Annotated in this window: 13 protein-coding genes; 3 read left to right on the top strand and 10 right to left on the bottom strand. The window is 70.6% G+C overall.

Annotation, left to right across the window (positions count from 1 at the left end; genetic code table 11):
- Positions 1–95 precede the first annotated feature (95 nt).
- The 4 genes from ACFWXQ_RS08255 to ACFWXQ_RS08240 all read right to left on the bottom strand — a co-directional run bounded on the left by ACFWXQ_RS08255 (position 96) and on the right by ACFWXQ_RS08240 (position 6,936).
- A complete protein-coding gene (locus tag ACFWXQ_RS08255) occupies positions 96–2,054 on the bottom strand; it encodes an IucA/IucC family protein (protein ID WP_383953917.1) in 1,959 nt (652 codons plus the stop codon).
- A 57-nt stretch (positions 2,055–2,111) separates the two neighbouring features.
- On the bottom strand, positions 2,112–3,005 hold the full coding sequence (locus tag ACFWXQ_RS08250) for a GNAT family N-acetyltransferase (RefSeq protein WP_383953915.1): 894 nt from the start codon (positions 3,003–3,005) through the stop codon (positions 2,112–2,114).
- 39 nt (positions 3,006–3,044) lie between these two features.
- On the bottom strand, positions 3,045–5,150 hold the full coding sequence (locus tag ACFWXQ_RS08245) for an IucA/IucC family protein (RefSeq protein ID WP_383953913.1): 2,106 nt from the start codon (positions 5,148–5,150) through the stop codon (positions 3,045–3,047).
- A gap of 277 nt (positions 5,151–5,427) precedes the next feature.
- Complete coding sequence (locus tag ACFWXQ_RS08240; protein WP_383953911.1) at positions 5,428–6,936, bottom strand: diaminobutyrate--2-oxoglutarate transaminase family protein; 1,509 nt, start codon at positions 6,934–6,936, stop codon at positions 5,428–5,430.
- A gap of 333 nt (positions 6,937–7,269) precedes the next feature.
- Here ACFWXQ_RS08240 and ACFWXQ_RS08235 point away from each other — a divergent pair, with 333 nt between their 5' ends.
- Positions 7,270–8,499 (top strand): trypsin-like serine peptidase, encoded by a 1,230-nt coding sequence (locus ACFWXQ_RS08235; protein WP_383953909.1) that lies wholly within the window; start codon positions 7,270–7,272, stop codon positions 8,497–8,499.
- A gap of 256 nt (positions 8,500–8,755) precedes the next feature.
- Positions 8,756–9,955 carry a trypsin-like serine peptidase gene (locus tag ACFWXQ_RS08230; RefSeq protein ID WP_383953907.1) on the top strand — a complete coding sequence of 400 codons (1,200 nt, stop codon included), beginning with the start codon at positions 8,756–8,758 and terminating at the stop codon, positions 9,953–9,955.
- Positions 9,956–10,147: 192 nt separating this feature from the next.
- Here ACFWXQ_RS08230 and hflX read toward each other — a convergent pair whose 3' ends face one another.
- The 6 genes from hflX to miaA form a co-directional block, all read right to left on the bottom strand.
- Positions 10,148–11,641 carry a GTPase HflX gene (gene hflX, locus ACFWXQ_RS08225; protein WP_383949807.1) on the bottom strand — a complete coding sequence of 498 codons (1,494 nt, stop codon included), beginning with the start codon at positions 11,639–11,641 and terminating at the stop codon, positions 10,148–10,150.
- Between the two features lie 183 nt (positions 11,642–11,824).
- Positions 11,825–13,426 carry a M1 family metallopeptidase gene (locus ACFWXQ_RS08220; RefSeq protein WP_383949810.1) on the bottom strand — a complete coding sequence of 534 codons (1,602 nt, stop codon included), beginning with the start codon at positions 13,424–13,426 and terminating at the stop codon, positions 11,825–11,827.
- A gap of 113 nt (positions 13,427–13,539) precedes the next feature.
- Positions 13,540–15,681, bottom strand: coding sequence for a RelA/SpoT family protein (locus tag ACFWXQ_RS08215; protein WP_383949813.1), 2,142 nt, complete (start codon positions 15,679–15,681; stop codon positions 13,540–13,542).
- Between the two features lie 172 nt (positions 15,682–15,853).
- Entirely contained in the window at positions 15,854–16,723 is an 870-nt protein-coding gene (gene dapF, locus ACFWXQ_RS08210; RefSeq protein WP_383949816.1) for a diaminopimelate epimerase, read from the bottom strand.
- A 109-nt stretch (positions 16,724–16,832) separates the two neighbouring features.
- The gene (locus ACFWXQ_RS08205; protein WP_383949864.1) at positions 16,833–17,354 is read right to left on the bottom strand and encodes a hypothetical protein; all 522 of its coding nucleotides are present in this window, start codon (positions 17,352–17,354) and stop codon (positions 16,833–16,835) included.
- A gap of 108 nt (positions 17,355–17,462) precedes the next feature.
- Positions 17,463–18,401 carry a tRNA (adenosine(37)-N6)-dimethylallyltransferase MiaA gene (miaA, locus tag ACFWXQ_RS08200; RefSeq protein WP_383949818.1) on the bottom strand — a complete coding sequence of 313 codons (939 nt, stop codon included), beginning with the start codon at positions 18,399–18,401 and terminating at the stop codon, positions 17,463–17,465.
- Positions 18,402–18,583: 182 nt separating this feature from the next.
- On the opposite strand from miaA, the gene ACFWXQ_RS08195 reads away from it, so the two are divergent.
- The gene (locus ACFWXQ_RS08195) at positions 18,584–18,898 is read left to right on the top strand and encodes a hypothetical protein (protein ID WP_383949821.1); all 315 of its coding nucleotides are present in this window, start codon (positions 18,584–18,586) and stop codon (positions 18,896–18,898) included.
- Positions 18,899–18,901: the final 3 nt, after the last annotated feature.

Genomic DNA, 18,901 nt, shown 5'->3' with positions numbered 1-18,901 from the left:
GGGCCGCACTGACAACCGAGCGATCAAGGCCGGGGCGAGGGACGCGATCAAGACGCGTGCACGGTCGGTGACGAGGTCCGTCACGTCGTCGATGATCACGGCTGGTGCAGCGGGTTCGGAACGGTGCCGTGCACGGCGGCGTGCGGGCGCTGGGGGCGGTCACGGTAGCCGTCCAGATGCAGTCGATTGCGGTTGAGGCACAGGCGCTCGATACGCGGAGTGAGCAGGTCGAACGTTTCGTAACGCTCCTTGAGCTCCGGGAAGAGCCTGTGGTGACGCACGATCTCCGCCCGGACGAGCGACCAGAACTCGGCCTCCGGAACGCCCAGTTGCGCCTCGCAGAGCGGGGCCAGATAGCGGAAGACACCGACGAAGAGCCCGGAGTGGATGAACTGCGTGAGGAATGCGGCCGGTTCCGTGAGCAGAACGGCCCGTACGTCGTCCGGCATGGAGGCGTGCTCGGGCAGCCGCTCGGCGCTGACGTTCACGTCGTCCACGAAGTCCTTCACCGCGAGTCGGACGGGTACGTCGTGGCCGTCGAAGACAACGATCGCGTTCTCGCCGTGTGGGCTGAACACAGTGCCGTAGCGGTAGAGAAAGTGCAGCAGGGGCGGCAGCAGTGCGGCGAAGAGACGGCGCAGCCAGATCCGGGGGTCCAGGCCCGAGCGCTCGACGAGCTCTGCCGTGAAGGCTCGGCCGTCGGGGTCGGTGTGGAGGAGCGCGGCCAGGGTGCGGGCGCGTTCGCCGGGCGCCAGATGGCGGGAGAGCGGCTCGCGCCAGATCGCGCCCAGCAACTCCTTGTACTGGTACGGGACCTCCGGCAGCGTGTCGTACACGGGGTGCCCGACCGTGACGGACGCGACCTCGCCCAGGAGGATGACCCCGCAGGTGTCGCGCAGAAAGGGGTCCGCGTCGCGCAGGCCGTGCATCCAGGCGGTGACGGCGGGCGCCGCGAGAGTGCGTTCCGTCGGAAGGCCGCGCCACACCAGGGTGTTGAGGACGGACAGCGGCAGTTTGACGGTGTGCCGGTCCGGGCGCGATGTGTTGAGGAAGGTACGGACCGACTGCTGGGGCAGGCGTAAATCGGTGTCCGGGAGCAGCGGAACGATGGCGCCGGCGGCAACGGAGGGCGCGAACAGCGGCAGCACGACGTCGTTCCACTGCCAGGGGTGCACGGGCAGGTAGAGATACGACTCCGGTGTCAGCCCACGCGCGCGTAGTGCGACGTCGTAGGACGCCCTGGTGGCGGGATCGAGCTCGCGCGCGTACAGCTCGTCCGCTGTCTCCAGGCCCGCGACGCCCCGGTATGTGGCCAGTGAGGTGTGCACCGCGATCCACGGCAGGGCCGTCCCTCTGCGGCCCTCGGGTGCCCAGTGGGCGGCATCCGTGGCGGAGAAACCGAGGCGGCCTTTGTTGAGGACGATCCAGGGGTGGCCCGTCTGATGGCCTTCCAGCTCGGCGTATCCGAGGTCGGCGAGCCGGGCGGCGGGCAGTGCGGTGTGGTCGAGGCGTGCGTCCGCCGCGAGTGTGGTGGTCAGTTCCCTGATGACGTGCCCGAGTGTGGCGCCGTCGAGTCCGAGGGTGGCGCGGGCGCGGGTGAGGAAGTCGAGGGGGTCGGTGTAGGGGTGTGGGGGCTGCGGACCCGCGGGCTCGCTGGTCGCTGCGGCTGCCTCCGTCAAGGTGAGGGAGGACGGATCGACCTGCCAGCTGTCGTACGCGCCTCGGCGGGCGCGGAAGCCGATGATGCCGCCGGCGTCTAGGCGGAGGGTGTACGAACGCTCGTCATCGGCGCCTGGGGCGGGCGGCGAATCGTCTCCTCTGGGATCCGGGGCGCTGACCGGTGCCATGACCTCGGGAGGGTCGGTGGCTGCCGCCGCAGCACCGGGGCGGTTCCCGTCCGCCTCCGGTACCAGGATCTCCTCGTGCGCGAACTCCCCGATCATCTTGGCGAGCAGGCGGCGCCCCGCTCTTTCCCATCGCTCCGGGCTCAGTTCTGGCGGGTCGTAGAGCCACGACGGCTCTCCAGGAGTCGGGGCGGCGGACGGGTTCGGCACGGGGACTCCTCGACTGGGAACCTGATCGGGGCGAGCGGTGTACTAAAAGTGACGGCGCTACAACAGATCGCGCAGGGCCCGGTCCCGGACCATGAGGGCTGCCTTCTTGTCGGGCAGATCGACCTCGGCGGAGAACCGGAAGCCGGCACTGAGAAAGGCGGACACGGAGGGGATGTTGCGGAGGTCGGGTTCAGCGATGACGCGTGCACATGAGGGACGACGGTCGAGGACGAGATCGGAGACGGCTCTGAGCAGAGTCGTGCCGAGTCCACGCCCGCGATTGGCGACACCACCGATAAGGAGGTGGATACCGGTGTCGTGAAGGCGGGCGGGGTAGTGGCGGGCCAGGGGGTCGAGGTCCGCCCGGTAGATCTCCCAGTAGCTCATCGGTGTGCCGTCCAGCACGCCGAGACAGGGGACGCTGCGTCCGTCGCCGCCGAGCTGGGCGCGCAGATGGTCCTCGGTCGCCGTCCCGGGTCCGGAGAGCTCCCAGAAAGCGGCCACGGCAGGGTCGTTCATCCAGCGGCTGATGAGCGGGAGGTCTCGGTCGAGCTGTACGGGGGCCAGGTGGAAGACGCCCGCGGCGGTGGCGATCGGCCCCCAGTCACCGACGCGGTCGAGCAGGTCGTCACCGGCCGGGGCTGCCTGGGCGACTTGGGCGGGCCACGCTGTGCCCGGCGCCGAGGCCTGCGCCGTGCCCACCGTGCTCCTGCCCCCGCCGTTCCGCTCTGCCCGTTCCGCGGCTCCCCGGGCCGCTTCGGCCTTCGCTCCCCCGGCCGCCTCGGCCTGCTCGCCCTTCGCTTCCTCGGCCTTCCCGGCGAAGAACGCGAGGAGTTCGTCGGGCAGGCGCAGATCGAGGGTGTCCTCGGTGTCCGCACCGGGGCCCCTGTCGCTGCCGGCGGTGGTGTAGGGGGCGGTACCGGCGTCGGTGCTCGCATCGGTGGGAGGCACGGCGACGCTCCTCTCAGGAGACGGGGTGGGTCATGTTCCTCAGGAATGAAGGGGGTTGGCGATGGTGACGTAGACGGACTGGGTGTCGACCGGGCCGACGAGTTCATCGAGGCCGTGCAGCCGGGTCAGCAGGTTGGCCTTGCAGCGCAGAACAGGTGAGTCGAGCAGCTGCGCGGGCAGGGAGGTTCGCAGTCGGGCGGGCCCCGAGGCGACGTCGGTGAGGAATCGGCGGAAGGCGGCGAGCAGCAGCCGTTCGTCGGCGAGGCGCTGGGAGCCGAAGGCCCCGATGAGGCCGAGCACGTTGTTGATGCCGAGGTAGTAGGCGAAGCGCTCGTCGGTGACCTCGTCGGAGACGAACGTGTCGCTGTTCTCGCCGATGCCGGGGAGCCGTCCGTTCAGCTCCGCGCGCCGGGATTCGCGGAAGTAGTAGCCCTGGTTGTCGCGGTAGCGGCCGCCCGCGGGCCACCCTTCCTGGTCCAGCAGGAGCAGGGTGTTCTGCTGGTGGGCCTCCAGCGCGATGCCCGCCTCGCTGTCCAGCCAGAGGACGGGACGGACGACCTGCTCCAGGTAGCGCAGGAACCACTCGGCGGCGACGGCGCCGCGTGGCCGGCCCGTGCGTCCGGCGAGCCGGGTGACGATCTCGGTGAGCCTGGCCCGTGTCGTGGTCCTGCTCTGCTCGGCGTGCTGCTGTCCGGTGGGCTGGGCCTGTGGCCTGGGTGAGACAAGTCCGGCGACACAGGAGACGTCGTCCGTCGGCGTGAACGGATTGTGGCGGATCATCACGTCGAGGCCGGGCACGGCGTTGCCGTCGGGGTCGTTCACCGCGAGCCAGGCCGGGTCGCGGACGATGTCGAAGCCCGGGTGGGCGGCCTGCCACTGTTCGGCGAGGCCGCCGCGCAGCAGTCGGTGGACCTCGACACCGCGGTGGAGTTCCTTGCGGAGGTTCTCCCGGCGGGAGTTGGTGATGCGCAGGCCCAGCGAGAGCTTCAGCATCGCGGGGGCGTCGGAGCGGTAGAGGGTGCGTACGGAGGAGGTGGGGTGCCACGGGGAGCCATGGGGACCGAGGTCCAGGAGCAGGCCGGCGTCCAGAAGTTTCGCCGTGTCCGGGCGGTGGCGGATCTCGCGGATCTGCCAGGGGTGCATCGGCAGCGCGGCGTATCCGTCGGGCAACCGCAGTCCGGCACCGGCGAGCCGGGGGGTGAGCTGCTCTGCGGGCACGAGGCGGCCTCGCTCGGTCCAGGCCGAGTCGGTGGCGAGCGCGGAGGGGGCGACGGCCATCCAGTGCAGGGGGAAGGAGCCGCGCAACTCGGGTGAGTAGAGGCGGGTTTCGGCCCCGGAGAGTCCCTCGCGGCTCTTCGGCGTGGGGTGCAACGGGTGGCCGAGCAGCAGCGCCTGCTCCGCCGAGAGGAAGAGGTCGGGGCCGTCGGCGGGATTTTCCCGGCGGTCCGTGATGAAGACGACGGTCCGCCGTACGGAGTCGGCGACCCGGCCTACCAGGTCACCGCCGTCGGCCGAGGCGTGGGAGTGGGCGGGGGTGTCGGGGGCGCCCGTCGGGGCGGAGGTGTGGGGTTCAGCAGGAGCGTCCGTCGCATCGGAGGCGATTGGCTCAACAGGAGCGTCCGGTGCGTCGGAGGCGAATCGCTCGGCGGGAGCGTCCGGGGCCATGAGGGCAGTCGGCTGGGCTAGGGCGGTCGGCTGGGTGGGAGCCCCGGTCGTCGGGGTCTCGCGTCCCAGGAGGGCCGCGAGGGTGACCGCGTCTGTGGGAGGTGCCTGGTCGGGGGCGTCGGAGAGGTAGGGAGGGCCGAGGCGGTGCCAACCCGTGGGGGACCAGTAGTGGACGGGGACGACGAGGGCTGTGCCGCTCGCGGGGAGGGGGATGCGGAGGGTGCCGTCGTCGGGGGCGGCGAGGTCGTGCTCGCGTACCCAGCAGCGTAGCAGGTTCTCGATGGCGGCGGCCTGGGCCGCGGTATGGGGATCGGGGTGTTCCAGCAGGTCGGTGGTGGCGCCGCGCAGCCGTTCGGACTCCTGGGAGCCTGTCTTCTGCCTGGGGACCGATTCGGCCCCCGCCCCGAGCGGGGCCTGTGTGCCGCGCCCTCCTCGCTCGTGGGTGTAGGGATGGCCGTCGGGTGCGGGGATGGCGTTCAAGAGGCTTCCTCGGGGGGTGGTTCAGGTTCGTGCGGCGACGAACCGGGGCTGTTCCGGCGTGCGTTGGGCCCGTGCGGTTCCTGGTTGAGGCGGTGCGGTGCGGGTGCGGGTGTCGTCCGGTTTCGGAGGTGCGGAGATGTTCGGGGGTGCGGGGATGGAGCATGCGGGGATGAGGGACACAGTTCTGGTGGTGCCTTGCGGGTGTCACCGGAGGGCGATGTCCCCAGGGCCCCACCGCCGGGTCACCCACCGCCGGGCCAGCCACCGGGCAGGCCGGCTATCCGGATCGCTCGGCCTGTTGGGTGTGCTCGGTGCCTTGGGTGGGCCCGACCCTTTGGGCGTGCCCGGTCGCTGTCCGACGGGTGCTCTCGGCCGCCGGGCCGGTGTGCGCCTTGGCGACCTCCGCCACCGCGTCCGCCAGCCGGTTGAGGACCGCACTCGCCTGTTCGTCGCTGATCGTGAGCGGTGGAAGCAGGCGCACCACACTGGAGTTCCGTCCGCCGAGTTCCACGATCAGCCCGCGGCGCAGGCACTCCCGCTGGACGGCGGCCGCCAGTTCGGGGGCCGCGGGAGCCGGTCCGCCGGGGGACGGGGGCGGCTTCTCGGGGTCCACGAGTTCGACGCCGATCATCAGCCCCCGGCCGCGCACGTCTCCGACGCAGCCGAAGTCGTCGGCGAGGCTCTGGAGTTGGGCGATCATGCGGGTGCCGAGAGCCGCGGCCCGATCGGCGAGGCCGTTCTCACGGACGTACGCGAGCGTCGCGGCGCCGGCGGCCATGGCGAGTTGGTTGCCGCGGAACGTGCCCGCGTGGGCGCCCGGTTCCCACACGTCGAGTTCCTCGTGGTAGACGACGACCGCCAGCGGCAGGCTGCCGCCGATGGCCTTGGAGAGGACCATCACGTCGGGTGTGATGCCGCTGTGTTCCACCGCCCAGAAGGCACCGGTCCGCCCGACTCCCGTCTGGACCTCGTCGGCGATCAGCGGGATGGAGCGCGCCGTGGTGATCTCCCGCATCCGCCGCATCCAGTCGTCGCGGGCCGGAATCACCCCGCCCTCGCCCTGTACCGGTTCCAGGATCATCCCGGCGGGGCTCGGCACCCCGGACTTGGTGTCGTCGAGGATGGACTCGGTCCAGCGCGCGGCGAGTTCGGCGCCCGGCTCGCCGCCGACGCCGAACGGACAGCGGTAGTCCTGCGGATAGGGCAGGCGCGCGACACGTACGTCGGACGCGCCCCCGGATGCCGCGAGCGCCCCCGCGGTCATCCCGTGGTACGCGCCGGCGAAGGCGAGAATCCCGCTGCGCCCGGTCGCCGCACGTACCAGCTTCAGGGCTGCCTCCACAGCGTCCGTTCCGGCGGGCCCGCAGAACTGCACACGCGCGTGGTCGGCGAGACCGGGCGGCAGCGTGCGGAACAGTTCGGTGGTGAAGGCGTCCTTGACGGGCGTGGCCAGGTCGAGGACCTGCAGTGGCGCCCCGGAGTCGAGGACCTTCCTGATGGCTTCCAGTACGACCGGGTGGTTGTGGCCGAGGGCCAGCGTCCCGGCGCCGGAAAGACAGTCGAGGTAGCGGTTCCCGTCGGCGCCCTCGATCGTCAGACCTCGCGCGCGGACGGGGACGATCGGAAGGGCGCGTGCGTAGGTGCGCGCCGCGGATTCACGCGCCGCCTGACGCCGCAGAATCCCCTCGTGCGCCGCGCGCGCCCCCACGTTCTCCTGTGTCGCGCGCGCCCCCGTGCCCTCGTATATCACGGGCGCCGTCTCGGGCGCAGACTCGGTCACAGCCACGTCTGTCGGTCCTCCCGCTGTCCAGAAGAGGCGAGTTGCTCGGCCGCCCGGTGGGAGGCGACAGGGGAATGAACGCAGCCGGAACGTCCCCCGTACGTACCAACGACGAGGACCGCGAGGGGCAACGGTGGGGCGAAGATCCTTGCCGTGACGGAACCGTTGCGGTTCCGTCGGAAGTCCCCCACAGCAACGGCATAGTCTGTGGTGCCGTTCAGCGAATCCCCGCTGATCAGCACCCACGGTCCACGTCGGACACATCCGGGTCACCGGATGCTTACGAAGTCCCATGTGGCAGCACAGAGTTGTTCGTTCACCTCCAGGGGGAGTCACACCATGCGACCCATACGCCCGCTCTTCGCCGCCCGTCGAGGGAGGAGCTCGCGCCGCAGAACCTCCCCCATGCTGGCCGCGGTCGGACTGGCCACCGCACTGGCGTTGACCGCCACCGCCTGCGGTGCGGACAAGGACACCAGTGCGGACGCCCAGGCGTCGGCGTCCGCTGCGGGCGACGGCAAGATCAAGATCCCGGACGACATCAAGGACAGGCTCAAAGAGCACGGGATCGACATCGACCAGTGGAAGGGCGGCGCCTGGAAGAACTGGGACAAGGACGACTGGCTGCGCGAGGCCGGGGACTACATCAACCCGATCATCAAGGACCTGTGGGACCCGGACCGTATGCGCGAGGCCGAGGACCCGGACCAGGGCAAGGGCGTCGACGAGAACGACCTCTCGGGTGACCAGGGCGTGACCGACCCGGAGCCCGCGCCCGTGGAGGCGAAGGGCGTCCCGGCGGCGTACCACGAGAACGCGCCCGAGGCCGGCAAGGTGTTCTTCGACTCGCCCGAGGGCACGATGGTCTGCTCGGCGACCGTGGTCCAGGACCCGGCGCACCCGGGCAAGTCCAACCTCGTGTGGACCGCGGGCCACTGCGTGCACGCCGGCAAGAAGGGCGGCTGGTACCGCAACATCGCCTTCGTGCCCTCGTACAACAACGACGCCATGCCGGCGGCGGAGCTCGCGACCGCCACCAAGGAGGAGGTCGCTCCGTACGGTCTCTGGTGGGGTGACTGGGCGCAGACCTCGGACCAGTGGATCGAGCAGGGTGGCGCGACGGGCGGCGACGGTGCCTCGTACGACTTCGCGGTCATTCATGTGACACCGGAGAAGGGCAGCGGGGGCAAGTCCCTTGAGGAGACCGTCGGTTCGGCGCTCCCGGTGGACTTCAACGCTCCGGCCGTGTCGGAGGTCGGGGACATCACCGCGACCGGCTACCCGGCGGCGAAGCCGTTCGACGGGGAGACCATGTTCCAGTGCGCGGACAAGCCGGGCCGGCTCTCGATCGCCGAGTCCCAGCCGACGATGTACCGCATCGGATGCACCATGACGGGTGGTTCGTCGGGCGGCGGCTGGGTCGCGGAGGGTTCGGACGGCAAGCCCTCGCTGGTGTCCAACACCTCGATCGGCCCGGTGACCGCGGGCTGGCTCGCGGGCCCGCACCTGGGCACGGAGGCCAAGGGGATCTACGACGCGGTGAGCAAGAAGTTCGCGGCGCAGCAGTAGCGACGCGGCAATAGCGGCCCAGCCTCAGCGGTACAGCGGTGGCGCAGCCGATGCAGTACCGCAAGTAGCGGCACAGGGACGGACGGCGGCAGGGTGGGCCTCACGGAAACCTTCACCGCCTGGCCGCCGTTCGTCCTCGACTCCCCGGGCATAGTGGGGTGTCGCGGTGACACGGGCTCCGCGGAGAGCCTTCTTCGCGCTCTTCGCGCCTGACCCGCAGACGAAAGCTGCACGTTCAATCGGGGGTAACAACATCATGCGTTCCACACGTCCGTCCTTCTCGGGGATGCGCGGGCGACGCCGCGTCCTCGTCGCCGCCGGGCTGGCAGCGGCTCTGGTGCTCACCGCCACCGCCTGCGATTCGGGCGACGACAATGCCGCCGACAAGCCTGCCGCCACCGGCTCCGGGGCCTCCGGCGGAGACAAGATCGAAATTCCGGCCGACATCGCCGACAGGCTCAAGGAGCACGGCATCGATGTCGACGACTGGAAGGACGGCGAATGGAAGAACTGGGACAAGGACAAGTGGCTCACTGAGGCCGAGGACTTCGTCAACCCGGTGATCGAGGGCCTCTGGAAGCCCGAGCGGATGAAGTCGGCCAAGGACCCGGACAAGACGATCTCCGCGAAGGACGCCTCGGCCGACCAGGGCGTGAGCGACCCGGCGCCCGCGCCGGTCACCGCGACTCAGGAAGAGACCCCGTACCACGACAACGCCGCCCCGGTCGGGAAGGTCTTCTTCGACTCCCCCGAGGGCTCGATGGTCTGCTCCGGCACGGTCGTCAAGGACCCGCGCAACCCGGGGAAGTCCAACCTCGTGTGGACCGCCGGCCACTGTGTCCACGCGGGCGGTGGCGGCGGCTGGTACCGCAACATCGCTTTCGTGCCCGCCTACAACGACCTGGGCAAGTCCGAGGCCGAGCTGGCCAACGCGACACAGCAGGAGATCTCCCCGTACGGCCAGTACTGGGCGGACTGGGCGTCCACCTCGAACGAGTGGATCCAGGGCGGCTCGGAGACGGGCGGAGCGGGTGCCGCGTACGACTACGCGGTGCTGCACGTGAAGCCGGAGTCGGGCTCCAAGTCCCTTGAGGAGACCGTCGGTACGGCGCTGGACGTCGACTTCTCCACCCCCGCCGCGGCGGACGCGGGCACGATGGGCGCCTGGGGTTACCCGGCCGCGCCGCCGTACAACGGTCTGATCATGCACAAGTGCGTCGACCGGCCGGGCCGGCTCTCGCTCAGCCCGAGCCTGCCGACGATGTACCGCATCGGCTGCACGATGACCGGCGGTTCGTCGGGCGGCGGCTGGTTCCGGGTCGTGGACGGCAAGACCGTGCTCGTCTCGAACACCTCGATCGGCCCGGCCGACAACACCTGGCTCGCGGGACCGCAGCTGGGTCAGGGCGCCAAGACGCTGTTCGACGACATGAGCAAGGAGTACGGCGCCAAGTAGGCGCCCGTACACACGCCGGTGCCGGAGCGGTGGGCGAGGTCGGCCTGCTGCCCCGGCACCGCGCCCACGGCTCCGCGCCACGACTACGGCGAAGGCCCGCCCCCTGCCAGAGGGGGCGGGCCTTCGCCGTTTTCGATCAGAGCAGACCGATCAGAGCAGACCGATCAGGGCAGACCGATCAGGGCAGACCGATCAGACGGCCGGCACCGGAACGTACGCCTGCAGCTCCGCCGCCAGCTCCTCGTGCACCCGCACCTTGAGCAGGGTGCCCTCCGGGGTGTGCTCCTCGGAGATCACCTCGCCCTCGGAGTGGGCGCGCGCGACCAGCCGGCCGAGCGTGTACGGCACGAGCACCTCGATCTCGACCGAGGGGTGCGGCAGTTCGATGTCGATGAGCGCGAGCAGCTCGGCGATGCCCTGGCCCGTGCGGGCCGAGACGGCGATGGACCGCTTCTCGTTCCGCATGAGCCGCTGGAGCACCAGCGGGTCGGCCGCGTCCGCCTTGTTGATCACCACGATCTCGGGCACCTTGGTCGCGCCCACGTCACGGACGACCTCGCGCACGGCGGCCAGCTGCTCCTCCGGCGCCGGATGCGAACCGTCCACCACGTGCAGGATCAGGTCGGAGTCCCCGACCTCTTCCATCGTGGAGCGGAACGCCTCGACGAGGTGGTGCGGCAGGTGCCGGACGAAACCGACGGTGTCCGCGAGTGTGTAGATCCGCCCGCTGGGCGTCTCCGCACGGCGCACGGTCGGGTCGAGGGTGGCGAACAGCTCGTTCTGCACCAGTACGCCCGCGCCCGTGAGGCGGTTGAGCAGCGACGACTTGCCGGCGTTGGTGTAGCCGGCGATCGCCACCGAGGGCACCTTGTTGCGACGGCGCTCCTGGCGCTTGATCTCGCGGCCGACCTTCATGTCCGCGATCTCCCGGCGCATCTTCGCCATCTTCTCGCGGATACGACGCCGGTCGGTCTCGATCTTGGTCTCACCGGGACCACGGGTGGCGAGGCCGCCGCCCTTGCCGCCGCCCATCTGACGGGACAGCGACTGACCCCAGCCTCGCAGCCTCGGCAGCATGTACTGCATCTGCGCGAGCGCGACCTGCGCCTTGCCCTCTCGGGACTTGGCGTGCTGGGCGAAGATGTCGAGGATCAGGGCCGTACGGTCGATGACCTTGACCTTGACGACGTCTTCGAGGTGGATCAGCTGGCCCGGCGAGAGCTCACCGTCACAGATGACGGTGTCCGCGCCGGTCTCCAGCACGATGTCCCGCAGCTCGTTGGCCTTGCCGGAGCCGATGTAGGTGGCCGCGTCGGGCTTGTCGCGGCGCTGGATGACGCCGTCGAGCACGAGCGCGCCGGCGGTCTCGGCGAGGGCGGCGAGCTCCGCGAGGGAGTTCTCCGAATCGGTCGCGGTCCCGGAGGTCCACACACCGACGAGCACCACGCGCTCCAGACGGAGCTGTCGGTACTCGACCTCGGTGACGTCCTCGAGCTCGGTGGAGAGGCCCGCGACGCGGCGCAGGGCCGCACGCTCGGAGCGGTCGAACTGGTCGCCGTCCCGGTCTCCGTCGACCTCGTGGCTCCAGGCGACGTCCTCTTCCATCAGGGCATCGGCCCGAAGACCGTCGGGGTAGTTCTGCGCGAAGCTCTGCGTGTCCTGGGAAGGGGAAGAAGAGGAGGTCATTGGGTCCTTACGTCGATGGGGATACCTGTGGGGCGACGGACTTCCGTCCGACATTCACGACAACGTCCGGGGCCGCCGGGAGATTCCCGTGCGGATTCCGGTGGGCCGTGCCGCCGACCCGAAGTGGCGCCGACGTGAAGATGTTCGCACGGCACGGCCCGTCTCGTCACGGGGTTTTCGGGGCTATCGCGTGGGCTTGGCGGGCTTCTCTGCCGCCTTTTCGGCGGGCTTCGCTGCCGGCTTCTCGGCGGGCTTCCCTGCCGGCTTCTCCGCAGGCTTCGCTGCGGGCTTCTCCACGGGCTTCTCGCTGCGCCAGTCGGGGTGGCCCGGCATGGGCGGGGTCTTCTCCCCGTAGAGCCATGCCTCGAAGAATCCGCTCAGGTCACGGTCCGCGATGCCCGAGGCGAGGTGCATGAAGTCCGCGGTGTCCGCGACCCCGTCGTGGTGGGTGCTCACCCAGGTCCGCTGCAGTTGCTCGAAGGAGCGGCGGCCGATCTCCTCGCGCAGCGCGTACAGGACCAGGGCGCTGCCGTCGTAGACGTTCGGGCGGAAGATGCTGAGCTTCTCGCCCGGCGCGGCCCCCTTGGGCGCGGCGGGCGGGCCTCCCGTGGCGCGCCAGGTGTCGGAGGCCCGGTAGGCGGCCCGCATCCGCGTCTCCATGGGCCTGTCGGCCTTCTCCTCGGCGTAGAGGGCCTCGTACCAGGTGGCGTGGCCTTCGTTGAGCCACAGGTCGGACCAGGTGCGCGGGGAGACGCTGTCGCCGAACCACTGGTGTGCCAGCTCGTGCACCATGATCGCCTCGACGTACCACTTCGGGTACTCGGGCCGGGTGAAGAGCTCCTTCTCGAAGAGGGAGAGCGTCTGCGTCTCCAGTTCGAACCCGGTGCGGGCATCGGCGATCAGCAGCCCGTACGTCTCGAAGGGGTAGTCGCCGACCTTCTCCTGCATCCAGGAGATCTGGTCGGGTGTCTTCTTGAGCCACGGTTCCAGCAGCTCGCGGTCCTTGGTGGGCACGACGTCGCGTACGGGAAGGCCGTCCGGCCCGCTCCGGTGCAGGACGGAGGAGCGGCCGATGGAGATCTGGGCCAGCTCGGTGGCCATGGGGTGCCCGGTCCGGTACGTCCAGGTGGTCGCCGCGGCGCGCCGGTTCACGTCCAGGGGCAGCCCGTTGGCGACGGCCGTGTAGCCGTTGGGCGCGGTGACCCGGAAGGTGAACAGGGCCTTGTCCGAGGGGTGGTCGTTGCTCGGGAAGACCCGGTGTCCGGCGTCGGCCTGGTTGGCCATCGCGAGGCCGTCCTCGGTCCGCACCCAGCCGCTGTCCTGGTCCTTGCTCGACACGGGGTTGCTGTGGTGGTACACGGTGATCCGCATCCGGATGCCGGGCGGCAGTGGCTCCGCGGGTGTGACCACCAAGTCCTCCCCGGCACTCCGGAACTCCGCAGGCTCGCCGTTGACCTCGACGGATCGCACTGTTCCGAGCGAGTAGTCAAGATTGACCTGCTCCAGCCAGTCTGTCGGCCTTGCCACGATCGTGGTGACGGCCGGCAGCGGCTTGCTGTTGCTGCCGGTATAGGTGAAGGCGAGGTCGTACGCCGTGACGTCGTACCCGGGGTTGCCCAGGTGCGGGAAGAGCCGGTCGCCGATGCCGAGCGGAGCCGGAGCGGGGGCGCTGGCGGCGATGAGGCAGACGGAGGCGGCGGAGGCGAGCCACGCCGTGCGGAGCCGTCTGGGGGCCTTCTGGCGTGGAGTCCCGGTGCGGGGGGTGGTCCTGGGGGTGCGCAGCATGGACCACGGCTATCAGCGACCGCCCGCCCCACGGCGACGACTCGCGCCGAGCCCACCCGAACGGGCGCTTTCCGCCGAGTCGCTGTTCTACAGAGTCGTCGTCTGGTGCTGTTCTACGGAGTCGTCGTCTGGTGCTGTGCGCGGCCCACGTCGAAGACACCCGGAACGTTGCGCATCGCCCGCATCAGCACGGGAAGGTGGGCGGCGTCCGGGAGTTGGAGCGTGTAGGTGTGGCGTACGCGCTGCTGGCTGGGCGGTTCGACGGTCGCCGAGACGATGTCGACACCCTCCAGGGCGATGGCCTCGGTGAGGTCGGCGAGCAGATGGGGCCGGCCGAAGGACTCCACGAAGAGTGTGACGCGGCACTCCGAGGTGTCGCCCCACCGCACTGCGACCTCAGTGCGCCCGAGGCCTTTCATGCGGGTCACGCCCGCGCACTCGACGCGGTGCACGGTCACCACTCCACCGCGTACGGCGAAGCCGGTGATGTCGTCGGGCGGCACGGGCGTACAACAGCCCGCGAGACGTACGGTCGCGCCGGGCTGATCGACGACGACGTCCGCGGCGGCCGGGCGCGCGGCGGGCGCGTCCGCGGACGGGCGGCGGGTCGTGGCGGGAGCCTCGGGCGGCGTCGCGGGCGACGGGTGCGCGGCCAGCCAGCGGGTGATGGCGATCCGCGCGACGGGCGTGTGCGCGTGCTCCAGCCACTCCCTGGAGGGCTCGGAGGCCGCGTCCTGGCCCATGAGCAGTTGCACGGTGTCGCCGTCGCTCAGAACCGTACTGAGCCTCACCAGACGGCCGTTGACACGGGCGCCGATGCAGGCGTGCGCGTCCTCGCCGTACTGGGCGTACGCGGCGTCGACGCAACTGGCGCCCGCGGGCAGCCCGAGCGTGCCGCCGTCGGGCCGGTAGACGGTGATCTCCCGGTCCTGGGCGAGGTCCTCGCGGAGTGTCGACCAGAACGTGTCGGGATCCGGGGCCGCCTCCTGCCAGTCGAGGAGGCGGGAGAGCCAGCCGGGACGGGTCGGGTCGGCGCGCTCGCCGTCCACCGCGTCGCCGGCGCGCGTGCCGTCGCCGTCCGCCTGCTCCTCCGAAGGAGGAGCGTAGGGATTGCCGAGCGCGATGACGCCGGCCTCGGCGACCTTGTGCATCTGGTGCGTACGGATGAGGACTTCGGCGACCTGGCCGTCGGTGCGGGCGACCGCGGTGTGCAGCGACTGGTACAGGTTGAACTTGGGGACGGCGATGAAGTCCTTGAACTCCGAGACCACGGGTGTGAGACAGGTGTGCAGTTCGCCGAGGACCCCGTAGCAGTCGGCGTCCTCGTTCACGAGCACCAGGAGGCGTCCGAAGTCGGAGCCGCGCAGTTCGCCGCGCTTGCGCGAGACGCGGTGCACGGAGACGAAGTGCCGTGGCCGGATGAGGACTTCGGCCTGCAGTCCGGCCTCGCGCAGGACCACCCGCACCTCTTCGGCGATCTCGTCGAGGGGATCGTCGGCGCGTGAGGCGTTGTCGACGATGAGTTGGCGTGTGTAGGCGTACTCCTCGGGGTGCAGGATCGCGAAGACGAGGTCCTCCAGCTCGGTCTTCAGTGCCTGCACGCCCAGGCGTTCGGCGAGCGGGATCAGCACGTCCCTCGTCACCTTGGCGATGCGCGCCTGTTTCTCGGGGCGCATCACGCCGAGGGTGCGCATGTTGTGCAGCCGGTCGGCGAGCTTGATCGACATCACGCGTACGTCGCTACCGGTGGCGACGAGCATCTTGCGGAACGTCTCGGGCTCGGCGGCCGCCCCGTAGTCGACCTTCTCCAGCTTCGTCACGCCGTCGACGAGATAGCGGACCTCCTCGCCGAACTCCTCACGCACCTGATCGAGCGTCACTTCCGTGTCCTCGACGGTGTCGTGGAGCAGAGACGCCGTCAAAGTCGTGGTCTCCGCGCCGAGTTCGGCGAGGATCAGCGTCACGGCGAGCGGATGCGTGATGTACGGCTCACCGCTCTTGCGCATCTGGCCGCGGTGCGAGGACTCGGCGAGGACGTAGGCGCGGCGCAGCGGGTCCAGGTCGGCGTCGGGGTGGTGGGCGCGATGGGCCTCGACCACGTGACCGATCGCGTCGGGCAGCCGGCCGCGGACCGTGGGCCCCAGGAGAGCGGCCCGGCCGAGGCGTCGCAGGTCGATCCGGGGGCGGCTTCTCCTGCGCTGTGCCCCGGGCGTCATGGGGCCGGGCGTCGCGGGGTTCGTGGCCTCCGCACTCATGGGCACCTCCGGCTGCGTGGACCGGCGGACGGGGTGCCCCATGGCGTACTGCGCGGCTCTGGGGATGGCGTCGTTCCCCCGTCCGGGCCGGTGCTTGATGCTACCGAGCCCACCACGCCCGGCTGACCGCCTCTCGCCGAGCGTGAAACGGATCACCCATTCGAGCGAAGGTTCAAGGGGTCACGGTTTCGAGCCATCCGGCGTCGATCTCACCCTCTGCGACGATCACCGCGGGCCCGGTCATCTCGATCTCGCCGTCGGGCCGCTCGGTGATCACCAGACGCCCGCCGGGCACATCGACCGTGTACGTCGCCGGTGCGCCGGTCACCGCGGGGTCGGCGCCGTCCCTGCGTGCCGCCGCCACGGCCACGGCGCACGCGCCCGTGCCGCACGAGCGGGTCTCGCCGGAGCCGCGCTCGTGGACACGCAGAGCGACGTGACGAAGACCACGGTCGACGACGAACTCGACGTTCACGCCGTCCGGGTACGCGGAGGCGGGGCTGAACGGCGGCGCGGTGTACAGATCTCCGGCGTGGTCGAGGTCCTCCACGAAGGCGACCGCGTGGGGGTTGCCCATGTTGACGTTGCGGGCGGGCCAGCTGCGCTCGCCGACGCTCACGGTGACGTCCCCTTCGGGGAGGAGCGCCTTGCCCATGCCGACGGTGATGTCGCCCTCCTTGGCGATGTGCACCGTCTTGACGCCTCCGCGGGTGGCGACCGCGATGTCGCCTTCGGCCACATGTCCGGCGCGCTGGAGGTAGTGGGCGAACACACGCACTCCGTTGCCGCACATTTCCGCGACCGAGCCGTCGCCGTTGCGGTAGTCCATGAACCATTCCGCTTCGGCCGCCATCGACCGGGCCTCGGGGTGCGCCGCGGACCGTACGACATGCAGCAGACCGTCTCCGCCGATGCCCGCGCGGCGGTCGCACAGGGCGGCGACGGCGGCCGGGGGCAGGTCGATGACGTTCTCGGGGTCGGGGATGATCACGAAGTCGTTCTCGGTCCCGTGCCCCTTGAGGAAGGCGATCCGCGTGCTCATTCCTCGATCGTAAGGGGTCGGTACGACAACCCGGCCGATCAGTCCGGCAGCCGGACCACACCGGACCCAGGGCAGGACCGCACACGCGGGTGCAGGCTGCCCGGGAGGCTCAGCGCAGCCGGGCGACGCGCCACACGGCGAGCACCACGACCGCGGCGACGACCACGGCGTACGCGATGGCGACCCGCCAGTCCGGGCGACGGCCGGAGCCGCGCTGCGGGAGGCCCGGCCACGTGTAACCCACGCGGCGGGCCGCCATCATGCCCCAGCCGGCGGCACAGGAGCAGATCAGCAGGCCGAGCATGGCGATCATGGCCCCGCTGTCGCCGAAGTCGAAGGCGAGCGGGAAGGCGAACATCAGGGAGCCGAGTGCGGCGAGGCTCACGATGGGCGCGAGCTGCCAGATGCGCATGCGGCGCTGCGGGCGGAGCTCGACCTCGACCTCGGGCCCGGGGAACATCTCGTCGGGCTCGGGACCGTCGGCGGTGACCCCGCCGGTGATCTCGTCGGGCCCGTCCGGGCTCAGTCGGTCCTCATCGGGGTCTTGCTGCTCCTGTGCGGTGTCGTGCGCCCCGCCGGCGGCGGTGCCTTGTTCCGCGCCTTGTGCGGTGTCACGAGGGCCGGCCTCCATCGCCACGCGCCCTCCCAACTCGGACTCCACTTGGTCGATCGAAGCTCGATGATGGCACGGCCTCGGAGACCGGGATGACGGCCGGAGCGTCCCGATGCCAGGACGTGATCAGGCTGTGACCGGTCGTTCGACCAACGCCAGCGCGAGCTGCGGAAGTTCTGTGAGATCCGCCGCAGCCCCACTCAGCCAATGCACCCGCGGATCGCGTCTGAACCAGGAATCCTGACGGCGCGCGAAGCGCTTGGTGGCCCGTACGGTCTCGGCACGCGCCTCTTCCTCCGTGCACTCCCCCGAGAGCGCCGCGAGCACCTGCTGGTAGCCGAGGGCACGCGACGCCGTACGCCCTTCGCGCAACCCCTGCGCCTCCAGTGCGCGCACTTCCTCGACGAGGCCGGCCTGCCACATGCGGTCCACCCGCAGGGCGATGCGGTCGTCGAGCTCGGGGCGTGCCACGTCGACGCCGATCTGCACGGTGTCGTAAACGGAGTCGTGGCCGGGGAGGTTGGCGGTGAAGGGCTTGCCGGTGATCTCGATGACCTCCAGGGCCCGGACGATCCGGCGGCCGTTGCTGGGCAGGATCGCGTGGGCGGCCTCGGGGTCTGCGACGGCCAGCCGGGCGTGCAGGGCACCGGAGCCACGCAGAGTGAGCTCTTCCTCCAGGCGGGCCCGTACCTCGGGGTCGGTGCCGGGGAACTCCAGGTTGTCGACGGCTCCCCGAACGTACAGCCCGGAGCCGCCGACGAGGATCGGCCAGCGGCCCTCGGTGAGGAGTGCGTCGATGCGGTCGCGCGCGAGGCGCTGGTACTCGGCGACGCTCGCGGTGACCGTCACGTCCCAGATGTCCAGGAGGTGGTGCGGAATGCCGCCCCGTTCCCCGGGCGTCAGCTTGGCGGTACCGACGTCCATCCCCCGGTAGAGCTGCATCGAGTCGGCGTTGACGACCTCGCCGCCCAGGCGCTGGGCCAGATGGACGCCGAGATCGGACTTTCCCGCCGCGGTGGGACCGACGACGGCGATGACCCGCGGGGCGGGGGCAGGACTACTCACCGCAACAGTCTCGCAAACCTCGGGGCCTCTTCTCGAACGAGCGACGTGACGGCGCGGGACCGGGGTCGTTGCCTGTTGCGAGGTTCCAGCCGCCGGTCGTGAGGGCCGGTGACCCGGGCGACGCAATGGGACGCACCGGGCAACGCGGAATTTCGCCCACATGAGTAGAGTATGGAGATGATATGGGCGTTTTTGCACGACTTCTTCGTAAGGATGGGCCTAAGTCCAAGGGTTCGGAGGAGGCGTCGACCGCCGAACCCGAGACCGGCACTGTGACGGCCGAGTCCGGGGCGGATCCGGAGGACACGGCGGAGGACACCGCGGAGGACGCACCGAAGGGGTCGGCGAAGGCCGAGACCGAGGCCTCGTCCGGAGCGGCGACGGAGTCGGAGTCGGCGGAGTCCGACGAGTCCGCGGCGGAGGGCGTCGAGATCCCCAAGCAGCAGTCCGCCGAGGAGGCGGCCGACAGCGAGGCCGGCGAGGGCGCCCGCAAGTAACTG

Source organism: Streptomyces sp. NPDC058697 (assembly GCF_042715345.1).
GTDB lineage: Bacteria > Actinomycetota > Actinomycetes > Streptomycetales > Streptomycetaceae > Streptomyces > Streptomyces liliifuscus.
This window is presented reverse-complemented; position numbering and strand designations above follow the sequence as displayed.

Excerpts from the sequence above, each read along its gene's own strand:
- ACFWXQ_RS08220 (WP_383949810.1), bottom strand. The coding sequence starts at position 13,426 with ATGCTGCGCACCCCCAGGACCACCCCCCGCACCGGGACTCCACGCCAG.
- ACFWXQ_RS08195 (WP_383949821.1), top strand. The coding sequence starts at position 18,584 with ATGGGCGTTTTTGCACGACTTCTTCGTAAGGATGGGCCTAAGTCCAAG.
- ACFWXQ_RS08205 (WP_383949864.1), bottom strand. The coding sequence starts at position 17,354 with ATGGAGGCCGGCCCTCGTGACACCGCACAAGGCGCGGAACAAGGCACC.
- ACFWXQ_RS08215 (WP_383949813.1), bottom strand. The coding sequence starts at position 15,681 with ATGAGTGCGGAGGCCACGAACCCCGCGACGCCCGGCCCCATGACGCCC.
- hflX (WP_383949807.1), bottom strand. The coding sequence starts at position 11,641 with ATGACCTCCTCTTCTTCCCCTTCCCAGGACACGCAGAGCTTCGCGCAG.
- dapF (WP_383949816.1), bottom strand. The coding sequence starts at position 16,723 with ATGAGCACGCGGATCGCCTTCCTCAAGGGGCACGGGACCGAGAACGAC.
- ACFWXQ_RS08235 (WP_383953909.1), top strand. The coding sequence starts at position 7,270 with ATGCGACCCATACGCCCGCTCTTCGCCGCCCGTCGAGGGAGGAGCTCG.
- ACFWXQ_RS08230 (WP_383953907.1), top strand. The coding sequence starts at position 8,756 with ATGCGTTCCACACGTCCGTCCTTCTCGGGGATGCGCGGGCGACGCCGC.